Below are 26170 nucleotides of genomic sequence, written 5' to 3'. Positions count from 1 at the left end.
CAGGCGACTCAGTATCAGGTCAGATCCAGTGACTTGAGGGCGAAGTTGCGAATCGCCTTATAATCAGCCTTGCCATTAGGGGCTCGCCCCAAGTCTTCCTTGTACAGGAAATGGCGCGGCACCTTGTAGCCCGCAAGGTGATCCTTAATGTGAGCCTTAATCTGATCCTCAGGCAGTTGCGACCCCTCAAGCACAGCTACCACCGCAGCACCCCAGCGTTCGTCAGGCACGCCTACCACCAACACATCATTAATGCCTTCAAGCGACTTAATAGTCTCCTCAACCTCCTCCGGGTATATCTTCTCTCCACCAGAGTTAATGCATACCGAGCCACGGCCCAATAATGTAATCGCCCCATCTTCATCAACGGTGCACCAGTCACCTGGAATGGAGTAACGCACACCATCTATGATGCGAAATGTCTGCGCGGTTTTTTCTGGGTCCTTGTAATAACCTAAAGGAATACTGCCGCCGCGGGCGATATAGCCCGGCTCGCCACTACCCGCTAACACCTCACGATCCTGCTCGTTAAAGACCTTACAGTGCTCACCAATTTCAAATCGCGCCGTTGTCGTTTCCCGTCCATTGGCCATGGTAGAGGAACCGAAGCCGATGGCCTCCGACGCGCCGAAGGAATCTACCAGCAAGACATTGGGCATATGTTCGAGAAGGCCCAGCTTGACCTCCCTACTCCACATCACGCCGGACGAGGTTATAGAGTTCACATGATCGAGGTCGTAGCGGCCGGGCTGCTCCCGCAGCGCCTTTAACAGTGGCCTCGCAAAGGCATCACCGACAATAGCCATAGCCGTGACGCCTTTTCCCGCCACCGTGCGCCACATTTCGTGGGGATCGAAGCCAGTGGCGCTATCCATAGTAACCACTGCCCCGCCATCGAGCAGAGTCAGCAGCGCGCTTACCAGGCCAGTTCCATGCATCAGGGGGCAGGCCGGTAACATCCTCGCCTGCGACTGGTTCGCCTGGATACTCGCCAGCGTACTAGTGAGATCTGAGTAGTCTCGCCCGGCCAGTGCCGCCCGACCCGCGCCAATCTGCCGAAAAGCCTCGTGAGACCACATCACACCCTTGGGCATACCGGTAGTACCGCCGGTATAAAGGAAAAACAGCTCGTCTCCCGAGCGCTCTATGTCTAAAGGCGCGCCGCTACCTGCTAGCGCCAATTGCTCATGGGCTAAGGCACCTTCATACAACGGTTCTTGGCCCAGTGGACAAATCTCGATAAACAAACGGACCTTGTCGAGCTGTTGCCGTAAGGCCTCCATTTGTGGAGCGAATTCCGAGGAGAAAAACACCACCGCCGCATCGGAGTTGTCGAAGATGTAAAACAGCTCCTCCGGTGTGTAACGATAATTGACATTAAGGTGGACCGTACGGCTCTTGAAAGCCGCCACAATCGCCTCACTGTACTCGGCACAATTGCGCGAGAACACAGCCACCTTGTCATTGCTAGCAATACCTCGCTCGAGCATCGATCGAGCGAGGTTATTGGTACGCTGGTCAAATGCCTGCCAGTTGATGACACGATCACCATGAACCAACGCAGGGCTATTAGGGTCGACCACCCGCGCTATACCATCAAATACATCTCCCAGACTGTGCGCCAAGACTGGTTCTCCTGTTTGTTATTGTTAGGACAGAACCTTCCCAGCTTAGATGACTTAGGTGAAGTGGGCAATGGAATCTATGGCTGGCTCGGACTGGCCTCGTCGATCGATTTTCTCTACCGGCAAGGCCGTTTCAGTTTACCAAGGCCAGGCAGTTTGCGTAGACGACTTACAAGATCGTAAAACAGGGCTAACCCACGCCCTCTAAAGCTCCGCCTAGAAACGATAGCCGAGCTCGACCTTACCGATGTCGAACTCCGGTTTGTCTGTACCAATTTTTTCATCCAGCCATTGGCGACCATAGCTGGCGCGCAGAAAAATATTGCTGCTGAGATCAGCTCTCACGCCGATGGCGGCGTTATAGCTGAATGCGGTGGTGTCATAGGAGGAGGAGTAACAATACCAGCCCCAGAAATAATCTGGCACACAGTAGCCCCTACCGTCACTAATATTGGAATCAATTTTGGTCCAGCCCAGGCCCGCTGAAACAAAGGGCGTTATTGGCCCCTTCAGTAAGTGATAGGTACCATTAAAATTGTTGGTGTAGAAGGTTGCTGTATGGTTGATGGTGCGTGGATCGCCTTCAGCATCGCGGAAACTGGTGTTGTAGCTCGGTGTATTCTTGCTGAATTCATAGGCCAGGTTCAGGTGCTCACTAAAATTATAACCCAAGGTGAAACCCCAACCGCTGTCACTGGAAAATTTGACGTTTGCCTCGTCTGGCCCTTCGGGGGCACCAAATCCCTCCCCGCTTTGTGACCTGAACATAATACTCGCTTCCCAATCCCCCGCCTTCCTACTCTGACCATAGGCTGTGGCGCTGATTGTTATCGCCAGAAGGATTCCTACCAAAATTTTATGCATGACCACTCCAAAGAATTTTTCGGGCTGCATGCTATCACAGCTGCGGGCTAATTCTGAACAGCCTGCGCTATGCTCTATCTGCAGCCGCATCGTTACAAAACAGGTCTTTAGGAGGAGATAGTGTCACGGAAGCATCGCACAACCCCAGAAACTGCCAGTCAGAGCGCCAGCTTGATGACTCAGTCGATCTGTGATGACATAGTTCATGTACTCCAATAGCAGTTTGGCTACCCCTAATGCCCCAATCCAACTCAAACTTGCCCATACTATATTCCCTGCAGCACTGCCCATACGCGATGCGCGCCCGATTAGGCATTTTGTTGGCTCAGCAGTCAGTTCTAATTCGCGCGGTGGTCACCAAGAAAAAACCTGCAGAGATGCTCGCAGTATCGCCCAAGGGCACGGTACCCGTATTAGTCATCGATCACTCTGCAGCTGCCGTAGAGAACTGTGATGCCACCATAATTGATGAAAGCGTTGACATCATGTTGTGGGCACTGAAACTAAGCGATCCTGAGAATTTATTGCAGGGAGAAGACTCGAGCGAACTGGAGGCTATGCTCGCGCTTATCAGGAGGAACGACAAGGAATTCAAACCCAACCTGGAAGTCTACAAATTGGCCAAGCGGTTTCACAAAAAATCGGAAGTGGCAGATCGTCAGCGCTGTGAAGAATTTGTTGCGGAGCTAGAAAGTAGATTAGAAAATGCGAACTACTTGATGGGAGATCAAGCTAGCCTGGCTGACTATGCTTTGCTGCCGTTTATACGTCAGTTCGCCCGCGTTGATCGAAAATGGTACTTGCAGTCGCCGTATCCCAAGTTGCGGGACTGGCTAAACCGCCACTTACAAGCGCCGCTGTTTACAAAAGCCATGGCCAAGTATCCGCTGTGGTTAGATTGCCATGAAACCTTTTTACTCGGGGAAAATTAGGCCTACCAGATCTAATTGATTCCTAAAGAAGCCGAAGTATATTGATATCGCATCGGGTTTAGCTTAGCCGGTGAGATGACAACGCTACAATCCCTGCTTGTACTGAGCGTTGGTCGAAATCGCTACCGCCTCATGCAAGCGAACACCTGATTCACGATCACCGTTCAATACATTTTCAAAGTGACGCAGTAACTGGAGCTTGTCTGGCATCTCTTTTGACCCACTGCCAATGTTGGTTAGATCTACAAAAAACTCATCAAATAAATGTGAAAAGTCTTTCACGGCATCAATATTCAGAAATTGCTCATGATTGTAAATACTCGGGTAACCACCCTTCTGCTTATCGACTGCAAATGACACCCCTTTGACATTCGTAATAGACGTGGCTTTCTCACATTTCAGCATACAGCCGTCTTCGATACTGGGTTTTTTACAGCCGACCGTTTGCTGAAAGAAGCACTGACGGCTAGTCATCATCAGAATCGGGTGGTAGATGCTGTAAAGCAGTTTGAAATTCTCAGGCCGCCGAATATTGCGTATTTGTTGCTGATTAATTTCGTTGGAGATGAAAGCACCCTTGCAATTGAGGTCCTCCTGCAGCGTTAGCAACGCGTAGGAATTGGTGGTATTCAGGAAAGGCCCTGCTATCCAGTCAATATTCATTGAAAACGCTTTGTACGCTATACCGGTATTGTTGCTGACGATACGCTTTGGCCGCACTTCCTCGAGTACTCTAATAGCCTCCAAGTAGTCCTTACCAATTAGCACCGCAGGGAACCACGGAATCAGGCTGGGATTCTCCAGAAATATGTCGATGTATACTCGACTGCCGACTTTGAAGCTCTCAGGCAGCTTGAAATAGACGTCGGCATCGGTTTCACTTGTTAGATAAATGTCGTTCACATCCGCAATCAAAATCGACATTTTTGGCTGTTCTTCGATTTTGGCATGCTGGCTTAAAGGGGCAATTTCAGCCGCGGGAATCACGTTCTTTGAACCGTTTAGTAGAAAGGCCAGCCGATTTTTCAGTAACGTTAGTTCTTTAAAGGGAATAGTAAGCCCTTCATCCAAACCTTCAAAATTGAAGCCTTGAACACAGTAACCAGAGTTATTAAACGTCTTGAAACGTTTTTCGACAGCCGCGCGATCCAGGGAGGATTGTCCAGCTTCAATCAGTGTCATGTCGGTTTGAACGGCAAACAACTGCTCTTCGCTATCCTGATCCAGCAAGGCATGTTCTGTGACAATCGCTGCTACCGTTAAAGGCGCGCCAAACTCTCCAGTGAAGTTCAATTGCAGCCTCGGCTTCTCGATACTCAGGTATCTGATTTTCTCATCTACAAGCTCGCCTATAGCGTTCTTCTCCTGAGCCAGATCATCCTGAACTTCTTGTATTTCAACAACCGAGATCGCATTACTTTGTTCATTGGCGTGTGTGAAGCTGTGGTCGCGCGGGTTGTCGATAAACATCGACTTTTTCATATCACCCTGCAAAAAGAGGTTAGTGAAATTTCGATTAAACACTTTATAGAGACTTGAATCGTCTTCCAGCAACTTTCCGGTCTCAACAAAGGTATCCATTTGCTGTCGCCAGCTATCGACCACAGTATGAACATACTGTGCACCCTTAATGCGTCCTTCGATTTTAAGAGAGTCAACGCCGGCATCGACCAGCTCAGGCAAATCAAAATAGGCTGAATTGTCCTTCAGGTTAAGTGGAAATTTATTGCCAGTAGCTGTGGGCTCATATTCATCACGGCAAGCTTGACTACAGCGACCACGATTACCGGAGTTACCAACACTCACTGAGCTTGAATAGCATTGGCCGGAAAATGCTATGCACAATGCCCCATGCACAAAAACTTCTGTTAATACCTGCGTATCATGCGCGACTTTGGTTAGCGCCCTGATTTCATTCAGGTTTAGTTCACGCGATAAGTTAACGCGCGACGCCCCAACTTTAGACAAGAACTGAATCTGGCCTTCATTATGCGTTGTCAGCTGCGTTGAGGCGTGTATATCCAGGCTCGGGAAATGCTTTTTGACCAGGTTAAACATGCCAAGGTCTTGCACTATGATGCCGTCGATTCCGCTGTTTACCAGCTTATTCAACAGCTTGATCATGCCCGCCAATTCGTGTTCCAAAATCACTACATTTAGCGTCAAAAAAACTTCGCACTGATATCTATGCGCCAGCCTAACCACCCCGATTAGATCATCAAATGAGAGGTTCTTCGCTCGGTTACGGGCATTGAAGGTATCAAGGCCGCAATACACCGCATTTGCTCCCGCTACTATAGCTGCCTTGATAGCATTAACATCACCACCTGGTGCCAAGAGCTCCATCTTTTTGGTCATGAAAATTCGCTTCTTTTGGGGGACACTGATTTGAGGGGCGATCTTATCTGTATCTATTCGGCATTACTATCGGATACACAGCAAAATAAACGCCAAAGCAAAGCTGTAGATACCCTATAATTGCTGACACCAGAGCAAACTGCTTACTACCCTGCGACCCTTGAATGCTATTTACTTCCAAAAAATCCGCCAAACCCGGTATCGGCATAGACTTCGGCACCAGCAATAGTGCTGCCGCCATATTTGATGGCGAGCATGTCAGGCTCGTCAAATTGGCGGCACCAGACAGCGTTATGCCGTCGGCCAATTATATCGACAGGGCCTATCAGAGCTCTATTGGCCAACTAGCCATAGATGCGTACATTGAGGGCAATGTGGGCCGCAAGGTGGAACTTAGCCTCGAGGTACTCGGCGAGGCGCGCTCTGGTGCCGGCGGCGGTGAGAGCGCGATGGGAGGTGCCGGGGAGTCAGATACCGCTACAGTCTACGGGCAGGCATTCAACGATTCGAATCTACCGGGTAGATTATTCCGCGGCACAAAAAGACTACTGGGAAACACAAAAACTGAAAGAACAGTCGTGTTTGACAAGACTTTTACACTGGTTGCTTTAGTCACTCCAATTCTTGTCGGGATCCGCAAGTCGATTGAAAAAGCCGTAGGCGATAAGGTCACGCACGCCTGCCTGGGCCACCCCGTTAATTTTGAGGGTACTGGAAGTGGACGCAATAGCATTGCTTTGGATCGCCTGGGCGAGTCCTATGGCTATGCAGGCATCTCGGAGCAATCTTACTGTCCGGAGCCCACAGCGGCCACGCTCAGTTTTTTGCACAATAATCCACAGAGCGATGATGAGTTGGTGCTAACCGTCGACTTCGGCGGCGGCACTCTGGACTTTAGCGTGCTGCAGCGCGATGGCTCCACCTTTCAGGTCCTTGCTACTCATGGCATTGCTTTAGGTGGAGACAGAATTGACCAGACTATTTTTAGAGAACTCCTGTTTCCCTTGCTGGGAAAAGGCGAGCGCTGGAGAAGAGTAGTGGATGGCGCAGAAATCGATACCCTATTTCCGTTCAGCGACTTTGAAGAAGGACTCATCAATTGGCCCATCAGCTATACGCTCAATCAGAACAAGTATACCTCTCCGGTAATGGACCGCATGGGGCAGTCGGACCCAGCCGCAGAGAAATTCAGGCGCCTCTATGATCTTATCCTGCAAAACTACAGCTATCAGGTTTTTGATTCAATCAAAGAGCTCAAGGCGCAGCTTTCGTTTCAGGAGTCAGCCATCCTGGATATTCCAGAAATAGATATTCAGGTGGTGGTTGAGCGCTGGGAGTTTGAGATGATTATTTCTGATTTACTGTTGGAGTTTGAGCAGGCGATCACCGTGATCCTCAAGAAAGCCAATTGTCGGCCGGACGATATAGATCTTGTTATTCGCACCGGAGGCTCCTCACTAATTCCAGCCGTCAAGGACATACTGGACAACCAGTTTAGAGGCAAAGTGGTCGAGCATGACCCATTCACCAGCGTTGCGGCGGGACTGGCGATTTCCAATTACTACCAATACACAGAAAATGAACTCAGCTAGGCAGAAATTTCAGACGCATGGCGTGACCTGCGGAAGCTCGGATGCCAATGGACTCTTGATTCAAATCGCTACTTCTTTGCGTGAGTTGGATTGGTCTTAGGTTTAGCCTTGGTCTTGGGTTTAGCCTTGGTCTTGGGTTTAGCCTTGGTTTTTAGCTTTGCTTTGGGTTTGATCTCCGCTTTTTGCTCGGCTTTCACTTTAGGCTTGGCTGGAGCGCGTCGTTTCTTTGGCGCTTTTGGTTCTGGCTTGGCAGAAACCAGCCCCGCAGCTTCCTCCAATTCGGACAGCGCCAGTTCCATATAGTCTATGAGTCTCTGCACCTGCGGCACTGACCTGCGGCAGGCGATAATGCCAAAGTCGACTTTGTCTGCATTGGTGACCAGCGTAATATTCATTGCCATACCGTCAGTCACAATAGACAGTGGGTAGGAGCCGGTTAACTTTGCGCCGTTCCAATACATGGTTTCACGTATCCCGGGCACGTTAGAGATGGTCACGTTATAGGGCGGCAACTGAGAGATTAGTCCCATGGGCATCAACAGCAATGCGGGTGCCTGCATTATCAGGCTAACCATTTCTACTTCACTGGGGGTCATTTCAGAAAAGTACTGCTTTCCGGCCTGTACCGAGGCGCGTATGGTTCTGAATCGCTCCGCAGGGTCGGCAATATTTGTGGCTAAATCAGCACTAATAGTGGCCACAGCATTGCCCGACTCCAAATCACTTTCCTGTCGCAGGGACACGGGCACCATCGCTTTTAGGGAATCATCTGGCAGCTCTGCATGGGTCTGCAAATATTGACGCAGCGCGCCAGCACACATGGCGAGAACGGCATCGTTGAAGGTGCCGCCCAGGGCTTTTCCCATGGCTCTAATGCGCGCGAAGGGCCACGACTGTGCGACGAATCTTCGACTACTGTTAATTGGAGTGTTGAGCGAACTGCGAGGCACTTTCAAATGCGGTAGCGACAGCTCGCCTTCACCACTCCATGCGCCAGCAAATCCCTTCACCGCTCGCAATATATTGCTGCTACTGTCGAAGCTGGATTTCAGCATATCGGAAACATTACGCAGGTCGCCGTGACCATATTCTGGCGGTTTACCCATTGTCAGTGCCGATTTGTACCTTTCCCAAGACTGCAGCGATAGTGGCGATTCCGTCATGATGTGGTTGGGATTCGAAGATAGCATGCTGCGCGATATGTGAATTGAACGAGCCCCATCTACCGCAGCATGATGAGTTTTGGTGTAGACCGCGAATTGGCGATCCTGTAAGCCCTCTATCAAATGCATTTCCCAGAGCGGTCGGCTCCTATCCAATAGCGTGCTATGCAGTCGAGATACCAGGTTAAACAGCTCACGATAACGGCCAGGTTTTGGTAGCGCCGAGTGACGGACGTGATAGTCCATATCCAACTCGGGATCTGGTTCCCAGTGTGTGGCACCGGCGAGACCCATACGGCCAGTACGCAGGCGATCACCGAACGGGGAAAGCAAGGTCTCAGGTGTGCGCAGAGTTTCCGCCAGACTATGCAGAAACTCCTGTTCATTCGCCCCTTCCGGCAACGTATAAAGACTAATGCCCGCCACGTGCATGGGCGTGTCTTTGGTCTCGCTGACCAAAAAGCCTTTATCAACTAGACTCAATTTTTTCATTGTTATTGCTTCCTTACCGCAGCTGTCGAGTAGGATGTTTCGTCTGTGAACACTTTTTACCACATTGGGCATCAATACGTCAGAGAAGATACTAAATCCGAGTTTGAAATGACCGATACTCAGCTGAGATTATTGGCTGGGTTGGCTTTTGCCCGGCCAATACAAAGTGAGCCGGCCAAACCTGCTATGAGACCACTAGGTCAATGCAACACCAAATTTACCCCGTGCCATAGCAGCTCCTCCGTTATCCAGGATTCTTCCCTATCGTGCTGGTAGACAGGCGCCCGGCTAGTCTTGCGAATAGTAAATATTCTTTAAGAAAATCTGCTTATCTACTTCCCCATGTTGGCCCAATAATGCCAGCAGAGTTGTAACATCGCCTATATCGCCTCCGGCATCCAGATCCGCGATTGCAATACGGTAGCGCGTCCACTGATCGCTCACTGGATAATCGGTGCCCGGCCCAAAGGCGGTAAAGTTGTTAATCTGGTCACCCGCCAGCCAGCGACCCGTTTGAAAACCAATACTAAAGGCCACGTCAGCATCACCACGTACCTCAAAGGACAGATGACCCGTGCGAAATTTGGAAAGATTTTCACCAACCTCTGACTGCAGCTCAAGACCTGCTCCCCACCAGTCACCAGCTCTGGGCACAATTTTGATGATACCGTGGTGTGACATCTCAATTTCCGAAGTGTCCTCCCAGGCGATCAGCTTGAGCGGCGCACTCGGATAACGCGCAGCGGTGTTCCTAGACGGACTCATAGTCTCGTGAACAATCACATAGTTGGCTTCGCTGACCACTTCGCCGGCAATCGAATTCGGCTTGGTAGTGGAAATCATCTTTAGCGCCCTCTGGCTTTTAAAGGGCGGGTGCTGAAACGCCTGCAAAAGCGCCGAAAAATCACCGTGGAAACTTTTCACTAACGGCTCTCCGTTGCGAGTTAGCTCATCAAATTTTCCTTCGTCCACTAAATCCCAAAGTGCGTATTTCACTTCGTTATTAATCCTAACCAGACCAAAGTGATTTTCAGATTCTGCTTGATCCAATGGTTCCTTCCAAATTTCGTCAAAAATCTCGAAGTAGAATAGGGTCACGCCTGCTTGATCAGACCATTCCCGTACGTATTGGTAGTACAGCTTTTGCTTGTATTCGTCAGCGGCTCTAGACCCATTTTCGCCATAGACACCGCTATCCTTAGACGCCCAGCCTGTCTCACCGACATGAATTGGCTTTTCAATGCCGAGGCTCGAGACGTAATCAACAACCGCTTGGTGTTGTGACGCCGTATATGCCACAGCTCGGCGCATTACTGCTTTGGTCATAGCCTGTTTGCTCAACTCTTCTTCGTCGCCTAGAACACCCCAGTACTCCTGATTATAAAATGAGTCGTGAAACGGATAGCTATGCATTGACACAAAGTCGACCGCCTTGACGAGCGCGGCCAGCTCTGGTGTTTGAAACGACTTTTTGCCTCCACCCCAGGACTCGAAATTGTCCGAGCTGGTAATCCAGACACCCTCTGGCAACTCTTCGTTTAGCTTGAGCGATTGCAGATGCGTAACCCACTCCAAAATAATTTTGGGGGAAACAAAATACTCCACCGCCGAGGGCCACATAGCCTCGTTACCGACCGCTATTGCCTTCACAATATCCGGGTATTTATTCGCCAATGCGACAGCCGTATTGATCTCTGTAGAATTATTGCTCTGATTACCTTTGCTATGGTCAACAGTATCGGTCCAGGCATTGGAGGCCTCAATCCATGCGCCCAACATGACATACATTTGGAAGCTGGGATCACTGCGTTTAAGGTCGCTGATCACCTGCAGCAGCAGCGCTGCCTGTGGGAACTGCGAGGTATTGTAGGTACGTAGGACTTTGACCCCGACAGCGGCAAGGATCTTCATATCCTCCGCCAACTGCGCGGCAGTAGGGGCTATCTCTCGGCTCTCACCACGATAGCCACCATAAGCCATCGCTGGGTAATCGGCATTACCAAAAATATCCGCCGCCAACGGACTATTTTTTCTGCTGTTCAACTCAGCTGGGCTATCGCCTGCAGTACAGGCCGCCAACATGCCGGCAAGGATTAACAAGGCGAACAGTTTCGAGAAATTCATAAGCGTTGTAGCCTGGTTGATGAGCGAAAAATGGACGGCTGACACGTTAACCCAACTGGACCAGTGAAATCCATCATGGATCCTCTACCGACAACATAGCATCGACAGGCCAATGCCACTTTACTGCTGCTCAATGTGCTCATCAGTTTGCAGGATAATAGTCTCACCCAGCTCGCGAATGGCGGAAGACAAATAGCGCACAGGAAAATTTGCACTATACTTTCGCGTATTCAACTGACCACAAGGAGATAGGCCATGCCGCGCTTTGTTCTTATTGGACTCTGTGAGCCACAATCTGATAAAGACCAAGCGGCTTTCGATGAATGGTTCATCGATCAGCACATCGAAGACACCGCCCATTGTCCGCATATGATTCGGGGCAGCGTGTTCAAGCTCAGCGGGCCTCATCTGGATATTGATACAGCATCGGGCTACCTCTCCCTGTATGAGGTGGAGGCGGAAACCTACGAAGAGGCCGAGCAAGTGCTCAACGATTGGCAAGCGGATAGTGATGCCTGGGCAGGGCGCAAGCGACACCTGGAAACCGGCAAAAAGTTAGGCGGCATTCCGATGGCGATAAGGGGTTCGGGTTGGTATCAGTTGATACAGTCCCATGAAGGGCCGGTGCAGAGCTCTGACTAGAGCCGCATAGTTATAAACGCTGGCGACAATACCGTGTGGCCATTCAGCAATATCTCAACCTGCCTGGCGGCCATTGAGACACGCATTGGCAATCTGACCAATGAAACGTACACTGGCTTCACAATTATAAGAAATCATAATTTCAGCAAGCCCTGGCTTTAGCTATAAGCTACAACCACATATAAAAATTATAAGAAGTAGATCCAAAGGTTAAACATGATCAGTCAGATCGATGTTGCATAACTAAATTGGTGAGGGATTCATGAGAAAGAGTGTAACGCTAGTCTTAATCGGGTGGGCTGGCTTTAGCCAGCTGCTGTTCGCTCAAACCGAAAAAGTTGACTCAGGCAAAGAGGTGGTGGAACTAGAAGAGGTCATTGTAACCGCCAATCGCCGAGAGGAAAATCTACAAGAAGTTGCCATTTCCGTCGCGGCTTTCACCGATGAGTTTTTCAAGGACAGTGGTACCACAAATCTGAAGCAGTTAGAGCAATACACGCCCAGTCTAAAAATATCCCCAATTACAGATTCACGCTCTACCTCTATCCGTATTCGCGGCATCGGATCGCCCGGCACCAATGCCGGCATCGACCCCAGCGTCGGTATCTTTATCGATGGCGTCTATCAGGGTCGAGCGGGTATGAGCGTAGCGGACTTGATGGACATTCAGCGCGTTGAAATTCTACGCGGCCCACAGGGCACACTCTACGGCAAGAACACCGCGGCTGGAGCATTGAACATTATTTCTAAAGCACCGTCAGAACAGTTCGAAGCTGAAGTAGAAGGGGTACTGGGAAACTACAATGCGCATGAACTGCGCGGCATGGTCAACGTGCCATTGGGTGACAACGGACACGCTACTCGCCTTTCTGGTTACTGGGTTGAGCGTGACGGGCTGGCAACCAATACGGTTACCGGCGCAGACATTAATGATGCATCCCGATACGGGCTCAAGTCCCGTACCTTGTTTGCTATGGACAACGCTGGTGATTTAACTATTACCCTGGACTATTCTGAGAATGACTCAACATGCTGCACGCCGGACGTGCTGGATCATGAAGGTGACGGTTCCTCCTTGGGACTACCCCCATCAGCCTATGAAGCTGCTACCGGCATTCCCTATGATCGCAACGCGGATGGATTTGATCGAAAAATTGCCACAAACGTTGATTCTGTTAACGATGTTAAGGTCTACGGCGTCGCCGCCGAGTGGGTCAAAGAGCTCGACAATGAGACCATCCTGACCTGGATTACTGCCTATCGAGGCTATGAGTCCTTCAGCAGTTGGGATGGGGACTTTACTCAATATGATGCGGTTGACTATTTTACTGACGTAGAACTAGACCAGTACTCCACCGAATTCCGCATTACCTCCCCCGAAGGAGATAAGTGGGATTATCAGGTGGGCGTGTTTCTGTATGGGTCGAGCATGGACACCGTTTCTGACAACGGTTTTACCGCGTTAACAGGCCGCTTGTTTGCAGGCGGTTTTGTTTTCCCCGATGGAACCATCAACACCGACACCAATAAGCATGAAACAACCAGTGCCGCCATTTTTGGACAGACCAACTGGACATTTTCTGAAGACTGGAAACTGACTTTGGGAGGCCGTGTAACCTACGAAGAAAAGACCCGCGTTGGCAGTCAAATTGCTACTGGCACAAACGCACTGGGCATTGATGCGCCGCCTATCGCCGGGGCCGATACTTTCTACGACGACCAACGCGACGCCAGTGACTTCTCGCCGACTGTTTCGCTGTCATGGTTTGCACGTGAAGGCGTGATGCTATACGCCAGTGCCAGTCAGGGCTTTAAATCTGGAGGCTTTAACCAGCTGCGCGTCGCATCTGGAGTCGACCCCGAGTTCGATGATGAGCAATCAACCAACTACGAGCTTGGTATAAAGAGCACCTGGTTAGAGCGTCGTTTACAGGTCAACGCCACGGTATTTCTGGTGGAATACGAAGACTTCCAATCCCAGAGTTTTGATGGGGGCAACATTACGGTCCGCAACGCCGGCTCCATGGAAAGTAAAGGGGTCGAGCTAGACGTGGTGTACGTTCCGAATTCTCTTGCCACCTTAGGTTTGGCCGTGGGTTACAACGATGCTACTTACTCCGATTTCAAAAAGGGTGAGTGTACAGCCGCAATGCTGTTTGAAATCACCGGTGGCAGCCCATTTGTTCCCGCAGACTGCGTACAGGATTTGACGGATAAACCACTGGATAACGCCCCAGAGTGGACTGCCAGCACCTACATCCAGCTTGCGGATCGATTTAGCAATAACATGGGCTGGTTTGCGCGACTGGAATATAACTACAGCGACGAGTTCTACATGGCATCGGATTTAGATGAAAGCCTGCTGCAGGAGTCGACAGAGCTGGTCAACGCTCGCCTGGGTATACAAGGTCCCAATAACAAGTGGGAGGTGACCTTGTGGGGCCGCAACTTGCTGGACGAGGAGTACCAGGTTGTTGCCCTTGATGCCCCGCTTATGGGCGGGTTTGTCGGTATCAATGCCCCACCGCTGACCTACGGTTTGACACTGAACTATAGAACCAACTAGGTCTCCGCTTAAAGCATCGGTAACCTGATTGTGAGCCCGGAGGAATTTAGCCTCCGGGTTCATACACTTATCCCACCCTAAGTACCTAGCCCACCTGGACACTCATTTCGGTCGTTGAGTTGCCGGCATAGACGAAGCCAACCTGCCTATGCTTTAAAACCGTCAAATTGTCCGGTTTTCTGGAAATCTTTCTTCAGCTCGTCTATGCTCAGCTCATAATAATTAGTCAACGTGAGTATTTGGTATGAGTAAAGAGCCAACTTTTAGTGCACAGCAGGATGCCTTTGTGACTGCCTACATGAGTGAGCGCAAGGACCAGGAGATGACTCTGGACCGTATAGTTACCTCGCCCAGTGGTCTGGATTCCGAGGCGATGATGAGCGTACTGGCACATCCCGACCTTGATGGCCGCGGTTTGGAAGTGATGGCCGATTTTATGCGTCCCAACGATTCCATGTATTTCGACGCAATCTTTGGTGCCAACTATGGCCAGAAGGATATTCGTGGCTGGCTGCTTCCGACTATGGCAGAAATATCTTTTATTGAGTTTGTCCCGCAGCAAGAATCAGCATCATTTAATAACGGCGCGGCGATCATCGATGAATGGAAAATGGTAGCCAAGCTGGATGGCGTTGAAATACCGCTGGCGGATGGTCTTAGCGTGCGCCGCTTTGAAGATGGCTGGATGACCTGGGTGGCGGATATCTATGACACTATGTCGAGCCGCACACCACCGCCTGCTGATGCCGTATTACCGGAAGGCATGCCAGAACCAGAACCTCTGCCAGACTATCCGCAGATGAACTGGCCCACGGTAGATCGGGGCGATCCAGAGCCGCTAACTGCGGCGGCGGCAAGTTGGGCCCAGAGCCGGGCGCAGGCTCACAGTGACGGCTCTGCACCGGACGTGCTGGAGCAGGCCAGCGGCCTGAGCCATGATGAGTTGCATGCCATTCACAATGATCCAGTAATGACAATGAACTTCAATGTGGTTGCGGATCTTATGCACCCAACCGACTCAGTGTATATCGATCCAATTTTCGGTCGCTTTGAGGGACAGGCGGAGATCCGTGCGTGGATGACCGATGTAATGGGCAAAATGGGCAATATCACGTTTCAGCCCATGTCAGAGATTTTGTGGAACGGTGAGACATCAGTACAGATGTGGAAACAGGTGGCCGTTTTACCCGATGGTGAAGAGGTGGAAATGGCCTGGGGTGCAAGCGTTCGCCGCTTCAAAAATGGGTGGCTTGAATACTGCGCTGACTACTTTGACACTTTCTCTATGCAAAAGCCTGAGGTACAGGCGGCAGGGCAAGCTGCTGGCTCTACTATTACCCTGGAAGATATTCTTCGCTATCGACCGGACCTTATTCCACAGTAGGTTCTGTGGTGCTTCAAGCAACTCCGGGGAATCACTCCCCGCGCTCGGCGCAGCGTCGTTTAAGTAACTCCTTGTTTTCCGCGCTTGGCAACTTCGGCTGTCTCTATAAGCCCACTTCTTTTTATCCGTATAGTCATCGGCTCACTCGCTGACGCCGTATAGTCCTTTTAACATTTGCGCAACGTTATGATCGAAATACCGGCCGATATGAACCCACTACCACCCCCAAAAGATGTGTGCCTGCATTCCAGCGAAGTGTCGCGTGTAGTAGAAATGGCATGGGAAGATCGCACACCATTTGAAGCCATAGAGACGTTGTTTGGTCTTAATGAATCTGCCGTGATTGCGTTAATGCGGGGCCACCTTAAACCACGCTCGTTCCGACTCTGGCGCAAGCGCGTAAGCGGGCGCAAAACCAAGCATCTACAACTTCGCTCTCCACACGTCAGTAGAGGCTATTGCCCAACGCAGTATAAGCGCTAATCGCCGCAGCAAATCAAGGTAAAGAAAGCGTCCCGTTCAGGCTCCAATCGTACCTCTGATACCGAATCTTGAACGCCTCATCTTCCAGCAGCGCCGCTACCTCCTCGTTTTCAACCAGCGGTGCCAGATAGGCCTGCAGCGAGCCTGCTGCCTCCACAAAATCTTCTTCGAACCATTTGAAAATGCTGGATAGGTTCGCCGAAGCGTTGGCCCTATCAAACTGGTTGCGCCGCGGGTCGTTGATAAACTCCGTCGTTGCAGCTTGCAGCTGCTGATCCAAATTCTCGAGCGTATAGGCCTCACTCTGCAGAATGGGACAGGACACACTGGCACACACAATAGCGAAATGAATACGTGGCTCTTGCAATGGTCGTATCAATTCATGCTCTAGCGCATGGAGCGTAATGCGGGCTCCTGAGACCAGGTAGGTATCACGTTTAAAATAAGCATAGCGCGCCAGCAAACCGTCAGGTGAGTTGCCATCGAGAATACCCTGAGCGGCAAGGATATTGTAGGCGTTGATATAGAACACCAGCTTCTGTTGACGGTTCATTGCGCCAGTGTCGACGGTAGCAATCTGCTCGACCAATGCGTCAAAGCGGGCATTTTTATCCCAGCGACTGTAGTCCACCGCACCGTCGGTCACCGCCTCAGCCAGCAGGTCGGTCCAGGTTTTCAGGTCGAGTGCCGCGCTAACTGACAGCGGCAGAAACAGCAGACTCAGAAGGAGTGTGGCACATACACTGGGTCGAACAGATTGTCTGGACATAATAGATACCTGTGGATACTACTTTGTGTAGGAACGCGTTAAAGTCATAGTATGAAAACACACCGACTCTGTCTGCCTTTGATCACGGTTTTACTCTTTGGTTGCACCAGTGCACCAGAAAAACCTGCTGCCGAAGCAAGCCTGCCACCCTGCGGTGGGCTGCCCAACTGCGTCAACAGTCAGATTGGCGAAGGCAGTAGCGCCATTGAACCACTGCATGCCACAGCAGAGCAGTGGGAGTCTCTTAAGCGATGGTTGTCTGGTCAGAAAAACTGGACCATTACTATAGCTTCGGATGACTTTGTGCAAGCTGTGGTCAAAACACCTCTGCTGCGGTTTCGTGATGACGTACAGTTATTGTTTGATGAGCAGGCCGGTGTGATCCAGATGCGCTCGTCCTCCCGGCTTGGAATCAGCGATATGGGCACCAATCGTCAGCGCCTGGAAACACTGCGTACTCACTTGGCTGATGAAGACGCTGAAAGCTGCCTGGCCGACGCCGGTGATCGCCACCACCTTGTCACTAAATATCACTCCAGTCCCCAATACCATCACGCAACAATTGTTGCGCCGCTTCACTACCAATGGGGCAAGACGTGCGACACGCGATACGCCATCGCTGGTTCTGCTTGAGCAAGTGCCAGCGGTTGAAGCCCAGGCGCATCAATCGAGTGACGCCGCCTGCATCGTGATAAAGCCGCGAATAACCCATGGCAGTCGCGCGATCGCCAGCGACTGAGACCTCCAAAGGGCCCACGGTGTGGGCACAAAAAGGCAGCAGCGCCTGATGGCCGGCGCCCAACACCATATCGCGAATCGCTTGGCGCCCTTCCATTACAAGACTCGGCTGAGTGTGCATATCCGCGTCGTCACGGCCGGTACCAGGCGCAGATACCTCGTAGATGCAATTTTCAGTATGCAGTGCCGCCGCCGCCTCCGCATCACCGCAGTCCACCGCCATCCCATAGCGGGCTATCAAGTTGCGAATGGCGAGTTCGCTCTCTACCTGCTCCAGGCGCTGCAGCCATGGGGATTCAAGTGGGTCCTTATCATTATCTGACAATCTAGTTACTCCGAGCGTGGGAACACGCAAAATATTATTGTTGCCGGTTTCAATTTATGCAAGCCTCCCGCGGAGCCGCTGCCACCCACTTTAATGTCGCGCTCAGCGCCCCGCCCTTATCGAGCGTCACTTTGAAGCAATGACAGTTTTTCAGGCACAACTTGTCCCTGAATTTTGCAGAGTCTGGCGCTACGGAGGGTTTATCTCGCCGACACGCAAGCTTGAAGTTAGTCTCAAAAAAGAGCCCGTTCATCGCAATTCCTGAGGTAAGCACCGCGCTGAATGGTAGTGTATGGCCTCAAATAGTAATAATTAGCACAAAACAGGACTTGAATATGACACACAATATGCATAAGAGAGCCGCGCTGACCGCGTTGGTCTTTGCCACAACAGTTGCCTTTGCGCCCGTCAGCAGCGCCGCATTGACAACCTATACCCAGAATTTTGAGGGCATGACACCCAATCAGGGTTTTTCAGACCCCGACAATGGCTTTGTGAACGATCTGGATGCTGACGGCTGGCAGATTTACGGCATCGTCTATGCAAGCAACCCCTACAACAACACGACTGCTGCTATCCTCGGCCAATACGGTCCTTACCCTGCCGCCAATGGTGATCCGGGCTCCATCCAGGGAGTAGCGACAGGCCAAGGCGGCCCCAGTCAGGGTGATGTAGTACTGTCTAAATACAGCGATTACAACAACCAGGATGGACAACTTGGCGGTTACGTTGCAGCCTCGACCTACCAAGAGCAGCAAATTGGCGCAGAAGATGTCGGCAGTATCTGGAGGCTTAGCTATGACGCGAAGATGGGAAACCTGGAAGCCGATAGCAGTGCTTTTGCCTACATTCTGTCGCAAGATTTTGTTGACGGAAAGGAACGCTTTAGTTCAAACGACACCACCGATTTGCCAGAAGAATGGATGAGATACTTTGTCGAACTAGCTATTACCGCTGACATGGCTGGCGATAACCTGACATTTGGCTTCGGGGCTACTTCTACCAACAACAACGGCTCTGGCGTGTTCTATGACAATCTTGAATTTTCGCAGGTGTCACCGGTACCACTGCCCGCAGCAGCCTGGCTGTTCGGCTCCGCTCTTATTGGACTGACCGGCCTGGCAAGTCGCCGTAAGGCCTCAGCATAAGGCACTCACCTCAGTAAGATATTTTTGACCTTCTGATCTATGCGAGAGGACGGGGCAACCCCGCCCTCTCGTGACGGCCGAAATAGGGCCTATGAACGACACCCCTGATCGCACTTGACCCGCATCAAAGCAATTTTCACCTAGTCTTTATCGAATCAGACGTACCCTGGGGTAAGGCGTTGGCCCGTAATACGCATGCCGCAGATTTCTGCGCTTGCAGGCCCTAGACGGCAAGCTGTCACAGTTACCGGGGATAGGTTCGCCGGCAAAGGCAGCACTAACAACTGGAACCGAGTCCCGTGTAGAAGGAGCCAATACACTCACGTGATTGTGTTTGGGATATACATGGGACTGCATGATTGACCCGGCCTGACAGGCCTGCTTAATGAGGGCCGCCTGCATTCTAAGCGGTGTATCGCGATCCTCATGAACATCGCATCAACTGGTTTTCACATCCTTGAATGGAATTGTACGATCGACATCAGCAGATTTGGGCAGGCCCAAAATACGCTCTGCAATAATGTTTCGCTGAATTTGATCGGTACCGCCACCAATGGAATTCATATACGCCTTGGCGGCGTCAAAATTGGCATTGCGAGCGTCCTCTTCGTCTTCAAGTAAAACCTGCGGGCCAAGTATCTTGGCGGAAATTCGAGCTTCGCCATGCTGAATTCGAGACATGGACAACTTACCCAAAGACATCAACGACGACATACCATTTTGCTTAATGTCTTCAACAGCACGCTGCATATTTAGAGTATTGAGCTGACGATATGCCAGTGCCTGAGCAATTTCTTGTCTTAGACTGGCCTCTCCCAGTCTGCCATGTTTTCTCGCGAGCCTGAGCAGGGCTGGCGACTTGTCCGAGGTTAAACCGCTACTTCGAGCCGTAACACCCATGCCCATGATCAGCCGCTCTGAGGCGATCGCTACCTGAAAAGATTTCCACCCCTCATTGTACTCACCAATAATATAGCGCTCTGGCACTCGCGCATCAGTAATAAAAACCTCGTTGAACTCAGATTCACCGGTGATTTGATTGATCGGACGAACCTCTACTCCCTCCTGTTTCATCGGGAAGATAAAAAACGTAATACCTTCGTGCTTCGGAACATCGATATCAGTACGCGTCAATAACATGCCGTACTCGGCCTCTTTCGCATTTGACGTCCAGACCTTCTGCCCATTAACGACAAAATCCTCGCCATCTTTAACCGCCCGGGTGCGAATGCCAGCCATGTCCGAACCTGCGCCCGGCTCAGAGTACAAAAGGCAGCAAATGGGGCCACAAAGAAGCTTATGCAGAAGCTCGCCTTTTAGCTCATCACTCCCCAACTTGTAGATGGTTATTGCACCCAGATGAAAACGGTCTCTACCCCAACCGGGTGCATGCCTTTTCTGAAAAGCTTTTTCAATATCTCGAACGTCTCTTCCATTCAAACCGAGCCCGAACCACTCTCGCGACCACGATGGCGCGGCATATCCAGCATCAACAACTTTCGTTAACCAGCTGCGCTCGTCGTAGGCTTGAGATCCAAGCTCTCTTCGGTTCTCACTGTCCCAGTGGCTGTCCAACCATTCTTCAACGGCAATCTTTACGTTATCACTCATGGTTTTTCTCCATTTCAGCGAGATACAAGTCGCGCAGTCGATCAGATGAGCAATAAGCCCATTGTCCGGACTGGGCCCGACGCCAGTACAAGTGCGCGGGGTGCTCAACGGTGTAAGCAATACCGCCGTGCAACTGAATGGCGTCCGCAGCGATTCTTCGATAGTTGTCTGCGCAGGTAAAAGCAGCCAGATAGCTCATCGTCGCTGCGTCTTCATTGCCTGCGGCAATGGCGCGAGCCGCATGACGAGCGACGCTGGTTGCAGACTCCAGCTCAACCAAAAGGTCTGCAGCCATATGTTTCAGCGACTGAAAGCTACCTATAGCTTGGCCAAACTGATGCCGGATTTTAAGATATTCAATGGTGATAGTAAAAATTCGCTGGGCCCCACCCACTTGCTCCCCGGCCAGTGCCACCAAGCCGTTGACAAGAGCCCCGGACCACGCCTGTTCGTCTACTCCCGCCAAGCGAGTGGCTCGAACACTATCGAAGCTTAAAGTCGACAGTCGCTGCGTTGGATCAGAGCTTTTATGCAAGGTAGCGGTTATGGCAGGATCCTCCATAGCCACCAGGAAGACTCCGATCTCGCCCTGGACATTAGCGGCGACCAAACAGTGATCGGCAACGTTGGCATAAGCAACAAAATGGGCACTGCCACTAAGGCACCAGTGACCGTCTTGCTGCTCTGCAACTACGTCTGGCAGCTCGTCCCAATCACCCGAACTTCCACAACCCGCGACCGCGAATATTGAGCTGCCGGCAGCAATAGCCTGCAGGTGCTGCCCAGCAAACTCCTGGTCTTCGCAGGCGAGTAATAACGCCGGAGCAATCACGCAGCTCTCGATAAACGGCCCGCACAGCAAGAAGCCGCCTGCAATTTCCAGCAGTGCTTCAACCTCCTCAAGACTGCCGCCGGCGCCGGAGTGCTCAGGAGCTATTGTAATGCCCGTCAGGCCCATATCGGCCATCTTCTGCCACAGCTCGCGATCGAACCCCGAACGGGTTTCGATCAACTCACGCAGCTTGGGCTCGTTAGCGTTCTCTTCAAGCAGCCGCGCGAAACTGGCGCAAATAGCCTGTCGATCCTCTTGGGAGTACTCACTCACATCACACCCTCTAAAAAGGAGCCCGAATTCATTGAGCCCCGAAACAAACTAATTGAAGATCTCAGATTTCAGTCATATTTGAAGATCAGAATCGATACCGTACCTGCAACTCATAGCTGCGCGGTGCATCAATATGCTGAAAGTAGGTCTCACTGAAGCCCTGCCCCGCCAACGGTACATCATTGCCCCACGTCGTGGTGGCTTCATCGGTAAGGTTCTTACCCAATACCGCAACGCTCCAGGTGTCCTCAAGGCTTAGTAAGGCGATACGCGCGTTAATCTTGCTGAAAGAACCCTGGGCGACCGCGGGATCAAGATCGTTGGCAACCTCATAGGCGTCTGAGTACATTGCATCAAGACCCATGCGCAGCTCCATGTTACTACCCAGTTGCGTAGCGTAATCCAAACCAATGTGGGCCGACCATTCAGGCGAAAATTGCAGTGCCTCACCTGAGAGATCTTGTAGGCAATCCGCTCTAGCACCACCCGCGGCGATAAATTCCTGTACCTGCGGTTCATTACATGCCGCATCTTCAAAGGAAGTGTAAGAGGCATCAAGATAAGCCAGGCTGGCCATAAAGGTCAGTTCATCGGTAATCGCCAGCATCCCATCAACTTCCAGGCCTTTCACTTCAGATTCTGCAGCGTTGCCTACAATAAAGCCGGCATTTCCATCAAACGCACTAACTTGCAGATCTTCAAATTCACTCTGGAATGCAGCAAAAGTCATACGTGCACGGCCATCCAGTAAATCCAGCTTGGCACCCAGCTCATAGGACAGAACTGTTTCATCACCGTACTCTTGTGCATCAATAAGCCCGCGACCGTTTGCCTCATCAAAACCACCCGCCTTGTAGCCATTACCTACTTTGAAGTAGGTCATAATCTCATCGGTAGCATCCCATTGTAGCGTCACGTCGCCAGTCCAGTGACTCTCCGTACGCTCGTTATCAAAATCTGGGTAATCGGTACAGACGTAGGCTACGCCTTCACAGACTGTCGCGCCGTCTGGCCCCATGAAATGATCCGTAGAAAAATTCAAAACCTGATCATAAATCCCGGCCAGCTGATTATTTGGCGTATCGGTGAACAGATCCGTAACGAAAGCATCCTTGGTCATCTCTTTCTCGTCAGCCGAGTATCGAAGGCCACCTATTGCCCGGAACGAATCGCTAATGTGCCAGGTAAGCTGCGTGAATGCCGACAGTGTTTCCGCATCCTGCTCAAAGTTTCCGAGACCGCTGGCATCCAAGCTACCAGTCCCGATACCGGCAGCTGACAATACCGCGTCTGTGTAACGCTCGTGCTCTAACTCTTCACTCTGATAATAGAGCCCCGCCAAGTACTCAATAGTGCCGCCCGTGGGGGAGGAAAGTAAAAATTCCTGCGTGAACTGCTCGTGTTTCTCATCTCGTCCCCGCCCCAGAAAAGCCAGCGGACCGTAATCGGAGTCCAGATAATTGCTGAATTCATAATCAACGTAGCCAGTGATCGACTTGATCGAGTGCTCGCCAACCAACCACTCCGCGGTGAGCGTAACAATGTTCCATTCGCTGTCATGGACATCGGTATCGGGCCGCACCCCGCCGATATTCTTTGAAGACTTGTCATAACCAAAACCGGCGGAAAAATTTGGGTCAGCAGCCTGATATCGCCCAACCGCAAAGTCTGTTGCAATTGAAACCACATCCTGCCGGCCGCGTGCCTTTGTTTCACCCGTTTCGTACTTCAACGTTACATCCAGACTATCGGATGGAGTCCAAGCGAGAACAAGGCGGCCTACTGTGTTCTCTACAGTTCTTTCGTCATCGCCGGTGAAGGTGTTGCTCATGTAGCCATCAGTTTCCTCTTGCTTGAGCACCAAACGAGCGCCAAAGTTATCGTTGAGTGGACCGGAAAGGGTGAGCGTGGTGCTCCAGCCGTCAAATTCGGGCTCTAGGGTGGCTTCCACGACCCCCTCAAACTCATCGGTCGGCCGCCTTGTCGTGATGTTAATGGCCCCCGCCACCGTGTTCTTGCCAAACAAAGTACTCTGAGGCCCTTTCAATACCTCAACCCGCTCGATATCCAAAAATGTACTACGCGACGCCTGTCCCCGGCCGAAGTAAACGCCATCGATAAAGGTTCCTACAGACTGCTCAAACCCGTAGTTAATGCCCGAGCCAACGCCCCGAATAAACAACTGATCACCGGCTCCTCCCTCGGCAATATGGACATTAGGCATAAAGATAGCCAGCTCTTCCAGAGACTGGATACCTTGCTCCATGATTTTCTCACCATTCATCATCGAGATAGCAATTGGCACATCTTGCATGCTCGCTTCACGCTTGGTGGCGGTTACGATAACCTCCTCTAGCATCGGCTGTGCTGCTACATCTAACGCTGCGGTGATGGCCAAAGCCATGCTGGTGAATACGAAGCTCCTGCTGGTGATTTTAATCATCTTATTGTTACCCTCTATGGATATCGTGAAAGTCCTTGGAAAACCGCCCCTGACACAAGATTGCCCGCCACTCTCCCGGCTTTAAGCCGAGCCCTGCTGCGTCGCCCTGTTGCATGAACATTTTGGCGCTTATCGTACGCTTCCGGTTCGATCAGGGGAGTGGCCGCAGGGACCAATATTTCTGGTTCTAGAGGCCATGGTGCTCTATATTCTAACCAGAGCGTTGCCGCCGGGCGTATTGACCTGCATACGTCCGCAAAGTGCGATAATCATAGGTGAAGCTGCACCTTTATCACACGGATTTCCTCGCGCCGAGGTTTGTTGGAAGATAATTTGGGAGGGTCGATTTAGGCGACAATGGAGATAACAACTGTCCCTGCACACTACATCAGCACGATGCTGGACGCACTAGCGCATCGCGACTGCGATCCAGAGGTGTTTTTGAGCAAAATTGCTTTCCCCAAAGAACTCCTCCAGGAGGAAAAAGCTCGCATACCACGCTCTGACTATCTTCGCTTTACAGGCTATGTGGCCCTGAAACTTCAGGACGAGAACCTTGGCCTGCTTAAAAAGCCAATGAAACCTGGCACTTTTGCCATGTTGTGTCACGCTTGCATCAACTGTGAACGCTTAGAGCATTTTCTAAAACGTATGGCCAAATATGCCGCGATAGCCAACCCAGGAATATCGTTGGAACTTACGCGCGGAGCACGCTACGCAAGACTTACGCTTACGCCACAAGCTGCAGAAGTTTACTCAGAAGATCTGTTTGTTATGCTAGCGCTGGCTGTTGCCCATAGACTGAGTAGCTGGGTAACGGACCAAACAGTGCTCATTGAAGAAGTTAGCCTCAGACGAAAACGTCCCTTTTACGCCAGCGACTACAATTCACTTTTCAACGCCAAAATCAAATTTGCGCAACAGGAAAACTACATCCTTTTTAATTCTGACTATTTGGACGCAAGAATCAAGCAGGATGAACAAAGCTTATGTGTTTTTCTCCAGAACGCGGGTATTCATTTGATGTCGGAACTCGACTCTGACGAGACCCTGACTGCGCAAATCCGAAATATCCTCAAGGAAAAAGTCGCAGGCGAATTTCCTAGTTTCAAGGGTATCTCCAGTTCGCTGGACTGCTCACCCACTACCTTGAAGCGAAGGTTGCTGAGTGAAGGTAGTACTTATCAAACCATCAAGGACGCCGTCCGACGTGACACCGCAATCCACTACCTGGTACAGGGTTCTATGAGTGTCGATGAAGTAGCCACCCGTGCCGGCTTCTCCGATCCATCTTCATTTTTTCGCGCGTTCAAGCGCTGGACGGGAACCAGCCCTCGCGCTTACGTGCGCTAAGAGGCGTCTACTCTCCGAGCGACCCCGCCCAAAGGTGATTAGTCACCGCAGACCTATACAGCGTAAATATAAAGATATTCGTCCTAGAAGATCGCATAGACCTGACTTTCGTGAAATCTATATCTTCTCGCCGCGAATTGCCTGCAACTTTATTACCACCGATCTGCTGGGCAGCATGGAATGTGCCGCCAGTGTGGCAGGCTCGAAGCTCATACTGGTGTTAGGCCACAGCGAGTGCGGCGCGGTCAAAGGTGCTTGTGACAGCGTTGAAGTGGGCAACCTGACCAGCACACTCGCCAATATACTGGAGCGCAGCACCCTGTTGTCTGGGCTGGCTGGCTGGCTGAGAAAGGTGATCTGAAGGTATTCGGCGTAATGAATAGCGTAGCAACTGGTGGAGTCACGATCATGGACTAGAACCCCCAGGGGCTTCTCGCCCCGAACCCTGTGCAG

At 51.2% G+C, this 26170-nt stretch carries 20 protein-coding genes; 10 read left to right on the top strand and 10 right to left on the bottom strand.

Annotated features, from left to right (window positions below):
- Positions 1-14: 14 nt before the first annotated feature.
- Together EYC98_RS07425 and EYC98_RS07420 are read right to left on the bottom strand one after the other, a co-directional pair.
- Entirely contained in the window at positions 15-1625 is a 1611-nt protein-coding gene (locus tag EYC98_RS07425; RefSeq protein ID WP_279244683.1) for an acyl-CoA synthetase, read from the bottom strand.
- A 216-nt stretch (positions 1626-1841) separates the two neighbouring features.
- Positions 1842-2489, bottom strand: coding sequence for a porin family protein (locus EYC98_RS07420; protein ID WP_279244682.1), 648 nt, complete (start codon positions 2487-2489; stop codon positions 1842-1844).
- A gap of 236 nt (positions 2490-2725) precedes the next feature.
- On the opposite strand from EYC98_RS07420, the gene EYC98_RS07415 reads away from it, so the two are divergent.
- Positions 2726-3421: a glutathione S-transferase gene (locus tag EYC98_RS07415; protein ID WP_279244681.1), complete on the top strand. Its 696-nt coding sequence runs from the start codon at positions 2726-2728 to the stop codon at positions 3419-3421.
- An 84-nt stretch (positions 3422-3505) separates the two neighbouring features.
- On the opposite strand, the gene EYC98_RS07410 is transcribed toward EYC98_RS07415, so the two are convergent.
- On the bottom strand, positions 3506-5779 hold the full coding sequence (locus EYC98_RS07410) for a peptidase U32 family protein (protein WP_279244680.1): 2274 nt from the start codon (positions 5777-5779) through the stop codon (positions 3506-3508).
- A gap of 164 nt (positions 5780-5943) precedes the next feature.
- Between EYC98_RS07410 and EYC98_RS07405 the strand changes: the two genes are divergently transcribed.
- A complete protein-coding gene (locus EYC98_RS07405; RefSeq protein WP_279244679.1) occupies positions 5944-7371 on the top strand; it encodes an Hsp70 family protein in 1428 nt (475 codons plus the stop codon).
- A gap of 68 nt (positions 7372-7439) precedes the next feature.
- Here EYC98_RS07405 and EYC98_RS07400 read toward each other — a convergent pair whose 3' ends face one another.
- Both EYC98_RS07400 and EYC98_RS07395 read right to left on the bottom strand, forming a co-directional pair.
- Positions 7440-9026, bottom strand: coding sequence for a WS/DGAT/MGAT family O-acyltransferase (locus EYC98_RS07400; protein WP_279244678.1), 1587 nt, complete (start codon positions 9024-9026; stop codon positions 7440-7442).
- Between the two features lie 288 nt (positions 9027-9314).
- Complete coding sequence (locus EYC98_RS07395; protein ID WP_279244677.1) at positions 9315-11150, bottom strand: glycoside hydrolase family 17 protein; 1836 nt, start codon at positions 11148-11150, stop codon at positions 9315-9317.
- A gap of 255 nt (positions 11151-11405) precedes the next feature.
- Between EYC98_RS07395 and EYC98_RS07390 the strand changes: the two genes are divergently transcribed.
- The 4 genes from EYC98_RS07390 (at position 11406) to EYC98_RS07375 (ending at position 16225) form a co-directional block, all read left to right on the top strand.
- Complete coding sequence (locus EYC98_RS07390) at positions 11406-11792, top strand: hypothetical protein (RefSeq protein WP_279244676.1); 387 nt, start codon at positions 11406-11408, stop codon at positions 11790-11792.
- A gap of 262 nt (positions 11793-12054) precedes the next feature.
- Positions 12055-14358, top strand: coding sequence for a TonB-dependent receptor (locus EYC98_RS07385; protein ID WP_279244675.1), 2304 nt, complete (start codon positions 12055-12057; stop codon positions 14356-14358).
- A 244-nt stretch (positions 14359-14602) separates the two neighbouring features.
- Positions 14603-15742, top strand: a complete 1140-nt coding sequence (locus EYC98_RS07380; RefSeq protein ID WP_279244674.1) for a nuclear transport factor 2 family protein — start codon at positions 14603-14605, stop codon at positions 15740-15742.
- A 186-nt stretch (positions 15743-15928) separates the two neighbouring features.
- A complete protein-coding gene (locus tag EYC98_RS07375) occupies positions 15929-16225 on the top strand; it encodes a TIGR03643 family protein (RefSeq protein ID WP_478219247.1) in 297 nt (98 codons plus the stop codon).
- 13 nt (positions 16226-16238) lie between these two features.
- Here EYC98_RS07375 and EYC98_RS07370 read toward each other — a convergent pair whose 3' ends face one another.
- On the bottom strand, positions 16239-16994 hold the full coding sequence (locus EYC98_RS07370) for a DUF547 domain-containing protein (protein ID WP_279244673.1): 756 nt from the start codon (positions 16992-16994) through the stop codon (positions 16239-16241).
- Between the two features lie 51 nt (positions 16995-17045).
- Here EYC98_RS07370 and EYC98_RS21725 point away from each other — a divergent pair, with 51 nt between their 5' ends.
- Entirely contained in the window at positions 17046-17627 is a 582-nt protein-coding gene (locus tag EYC98_RS21725; protein WP_420887162.1) for a DUF1499 domain-containing protein, read from the top strand.
- On the opposite strand, the gene EYC98_RS07360 is transcribed toward EYC98_RS21725, so the two are convergent.
- Complete coding sequence (locus EYC98_RS07360; RefSeq protein ID WP_279244671.1) at positions 17518-18057, bottom strand: nuclear transport factor 2 family protein; 540 nt, start codon at positions 18055-18057, stop codon at positions 17518-17520. The two genes, EYC98_RS21725 and EYC98_RS07360, sit on opposite strands and share 110 nt — an antisense overlap.
- Before the next feature lie 335 nt (positions 18058-18392).
- Between EYC98_RS07360 and EYC98_RS07355 the strand changes: the two genes are divergently transcribed.
- Positions 18393-19205 (top strand): VPLPA-CTERM sorting domain-containing protein, encoded by an 813-nt coding sequence (locus tag EYC98_RS07355; protein WP_279244670.1) that lies wholly within the window; start codon positions 18393-18395, stop codon positions 19203-19205.
- 438 nt (positions 19206-19643) lie between these two features.
- Here EYC98_RS07355 and EYC98_RS07350 read toward each other — a convergent pair whose 3' ends face one another.
- From EYC98_RS07350 to EYC98_RS07340, 3 genes are all read right to left on the bottom strand, one after another.
- Positions 19644-20816: an acyl-CoA dehydrogenase family protein gene (locus EYC98_RS07350; RefSeq protein WP_279244669.1), complete on the bottom strand. Its 1173-nt coding sequence runs from the start codon at positions 20814-20816 to the stop codon at positions 19644-19646.
- Positions 20809-21921, bottom strand: coding sequence for an acyl-CoA dehydrogenase family protein (locus EYC98_RS07345; protein ID WP_279244668.1), 1113 nt, complete (start codon positions 21919-21921; stop codon positions 20809-20811). The genes EYC98_RS07350 and EYC98_RS07345 overlap by 8 nt, the downstream gene beginning before the upstream one ends.
- 85 nt (positions 21922-22006) lie before the next feature.
- Positions 22007-24364: a TonB-dependent receptor gene (locus EYC98_RS07340; protein ID WP_279244667.1), complete on the bottom strand. Its 2358-nt coding sequence runs from the start codon at positions 24362-24364 to the stop codon at positions 22007-22009.
- Positions 24365-24721: 357 nt separating this feature from the next.
- Here EYC98_RS07340 and EYC98_RS07335 point away from each other — a divergent pair, with 357 nt between their 5' ends.
- Positions 24722-25717, top strand: a complete 996-nt coding sequence (locus tag EYC98_RS07335; protein ID WP_279244666.1) for an AraC family transcriptional regulator — start codon at positions 24722-24724, stop codon at positions 25715-25717.
- Complete coding sequence (locus tag EYC98_RS07330) at positions 25635-26078, top strand: carbonic anhydrase (RefSeq protein WP_320415542.1); 444 nt, start codon at positions 25635-25637, stop codon at positions 26076-26078. The genes EYC98_RS07335 and EYC98_RS07330 overlap by 83 nt, the downstream gene beginning before the upstream one ends.
- The last annotated feature ends 92 nt before the right edge of the window (positions 26079-26170 follow it).

The sequence above is a fragment of the Candidatus Litorirhabdus singularis genome, from assembly GCF_026262625.1.
In the GTDB taxonomy this organism is placed as follows: domain Bacteria; phylum Pseudomonadota; class Gammaproteobacteria; order Pseudomonadales; family Halieaceae; genus Litorirhabdus; species Litorirhabdus singularis.
The sequence above is the reverse complement of the archived record's forward strand: the minus strand, read 5'-3'. Positions and strand labels throughout refer to the sequence as shown.

Bases quoted from the DNA above. Each gene is read 5' to 3' on its own strand.
- EYC98_RS07420 (WP_279244682.1), bottom strand. From the start codon at position 2,489: ATGCATAAAATTTTGGTAGGAATCCTTCTGGCGATAACAATCAGCGCC.
- EYC98_RS07415 (WP_279244681.1), top strand. From the start codon at position 2,726: ATGCCCCAATCCAACTCAAACTTGCCCATACTATATTCCCTGCAGCAC.
- EYC98_RS07410 (WP_279244680.1), bottom strand. From the start codon at position 5,779: ATGACCAAAAAGATGGAGCTCTTGGCACCAGGTGGTGATGTTAATGCT.
- EYC98_RS07405 (WP_279244679.1), top strand. From the start codon at position 5,944: ATGCTATTTACTTCCAAAAAATCCGCCAAACCCGGTATCGGCATAGAC.
- EYC98_RS07400 (WP_279244678.1), bottom strand. From the start codon at position 9,026: ATGAAAAAATTGAGTCTAGTTGATAAAGGCTTTTTGGTCAGCGAGACC.
- EYC98_RS07395 (WP_279244677.1), bottom strand. From the start codon at position 11,150: ATGAATTTCTCGAAACTGTTCGCCTTGTTAATCCTTGCCGGCATGTTG.
- EYC98_RS07390 (WP_279244676.1), top strand. From the start codon at position 11,406: ATGCCGCGCTTTGTTCTTATTGGACTCTGTGAGCCACAATCTGATAAA.
- EYC98_RS07385 (WP_279244675.1), top strand. From the start codon at position 12,055: ATGAGAAAGAGTGTAACGCTAGTCTTAATCGGGTGGGCTGGCTTTAGC.
- EYC98_RS07380 (WP_279244674.1), top strand. From the start codon at position 14,603: ATGAGTAAAGAGCCAACTTTTAGTGCACAGCAGGATGCCTTTGTGACT.
- EYC98_RS07375 (WP_478219247.1), top strand. From the start codon at position 15,929: ATGATCGAAATACCGGCCGATATGAACCCACTACCACCCCCAAAAGAT.
- EYC98_RS07370 (WP_279244673.1), bottom strand. From the start codon at position 16,994: ATGTCCAGACAATCTGTTCGACCCAGTGTATGTGCCACACTCCTTCTG.
- EYC98_RS21725 (WP_420887162.1), top strand. From the start codon at position 17,046: ATGAAAACACACCGACTCTGTCTGCCTTTGATCACGGTTTTACTCTTT.
- EYC98_RS07355 (WP_279244670.1), top strand. From the start codon at position 18,393: ATGACACACAATATGCATAAGAGAGCCGCGCTGACCGCGTTGGTCTTT.
- EYC98_RS07350 (WP_279244669.1), bottom strand. From the start codon at position 20,816: ATGAGTGATAACGTAAAGATTGCCGTTGAAGAATGGTTGGACAGCCAC.
- EYC98_RS07340 (WP_279244667.1), bottom strand. From the start codon at position 24,364: ATGATTAAAATCACCAGCAGGAGCTTCGTATTCACCAGCATGGCTTTG.
- EYC98_RS07335 (WP_279244666.1), top strand. From the start codon at position 24,722: ATGGAGATAACAACTGTCCCTGCACACTACATCAGCACGATGCTGGAC.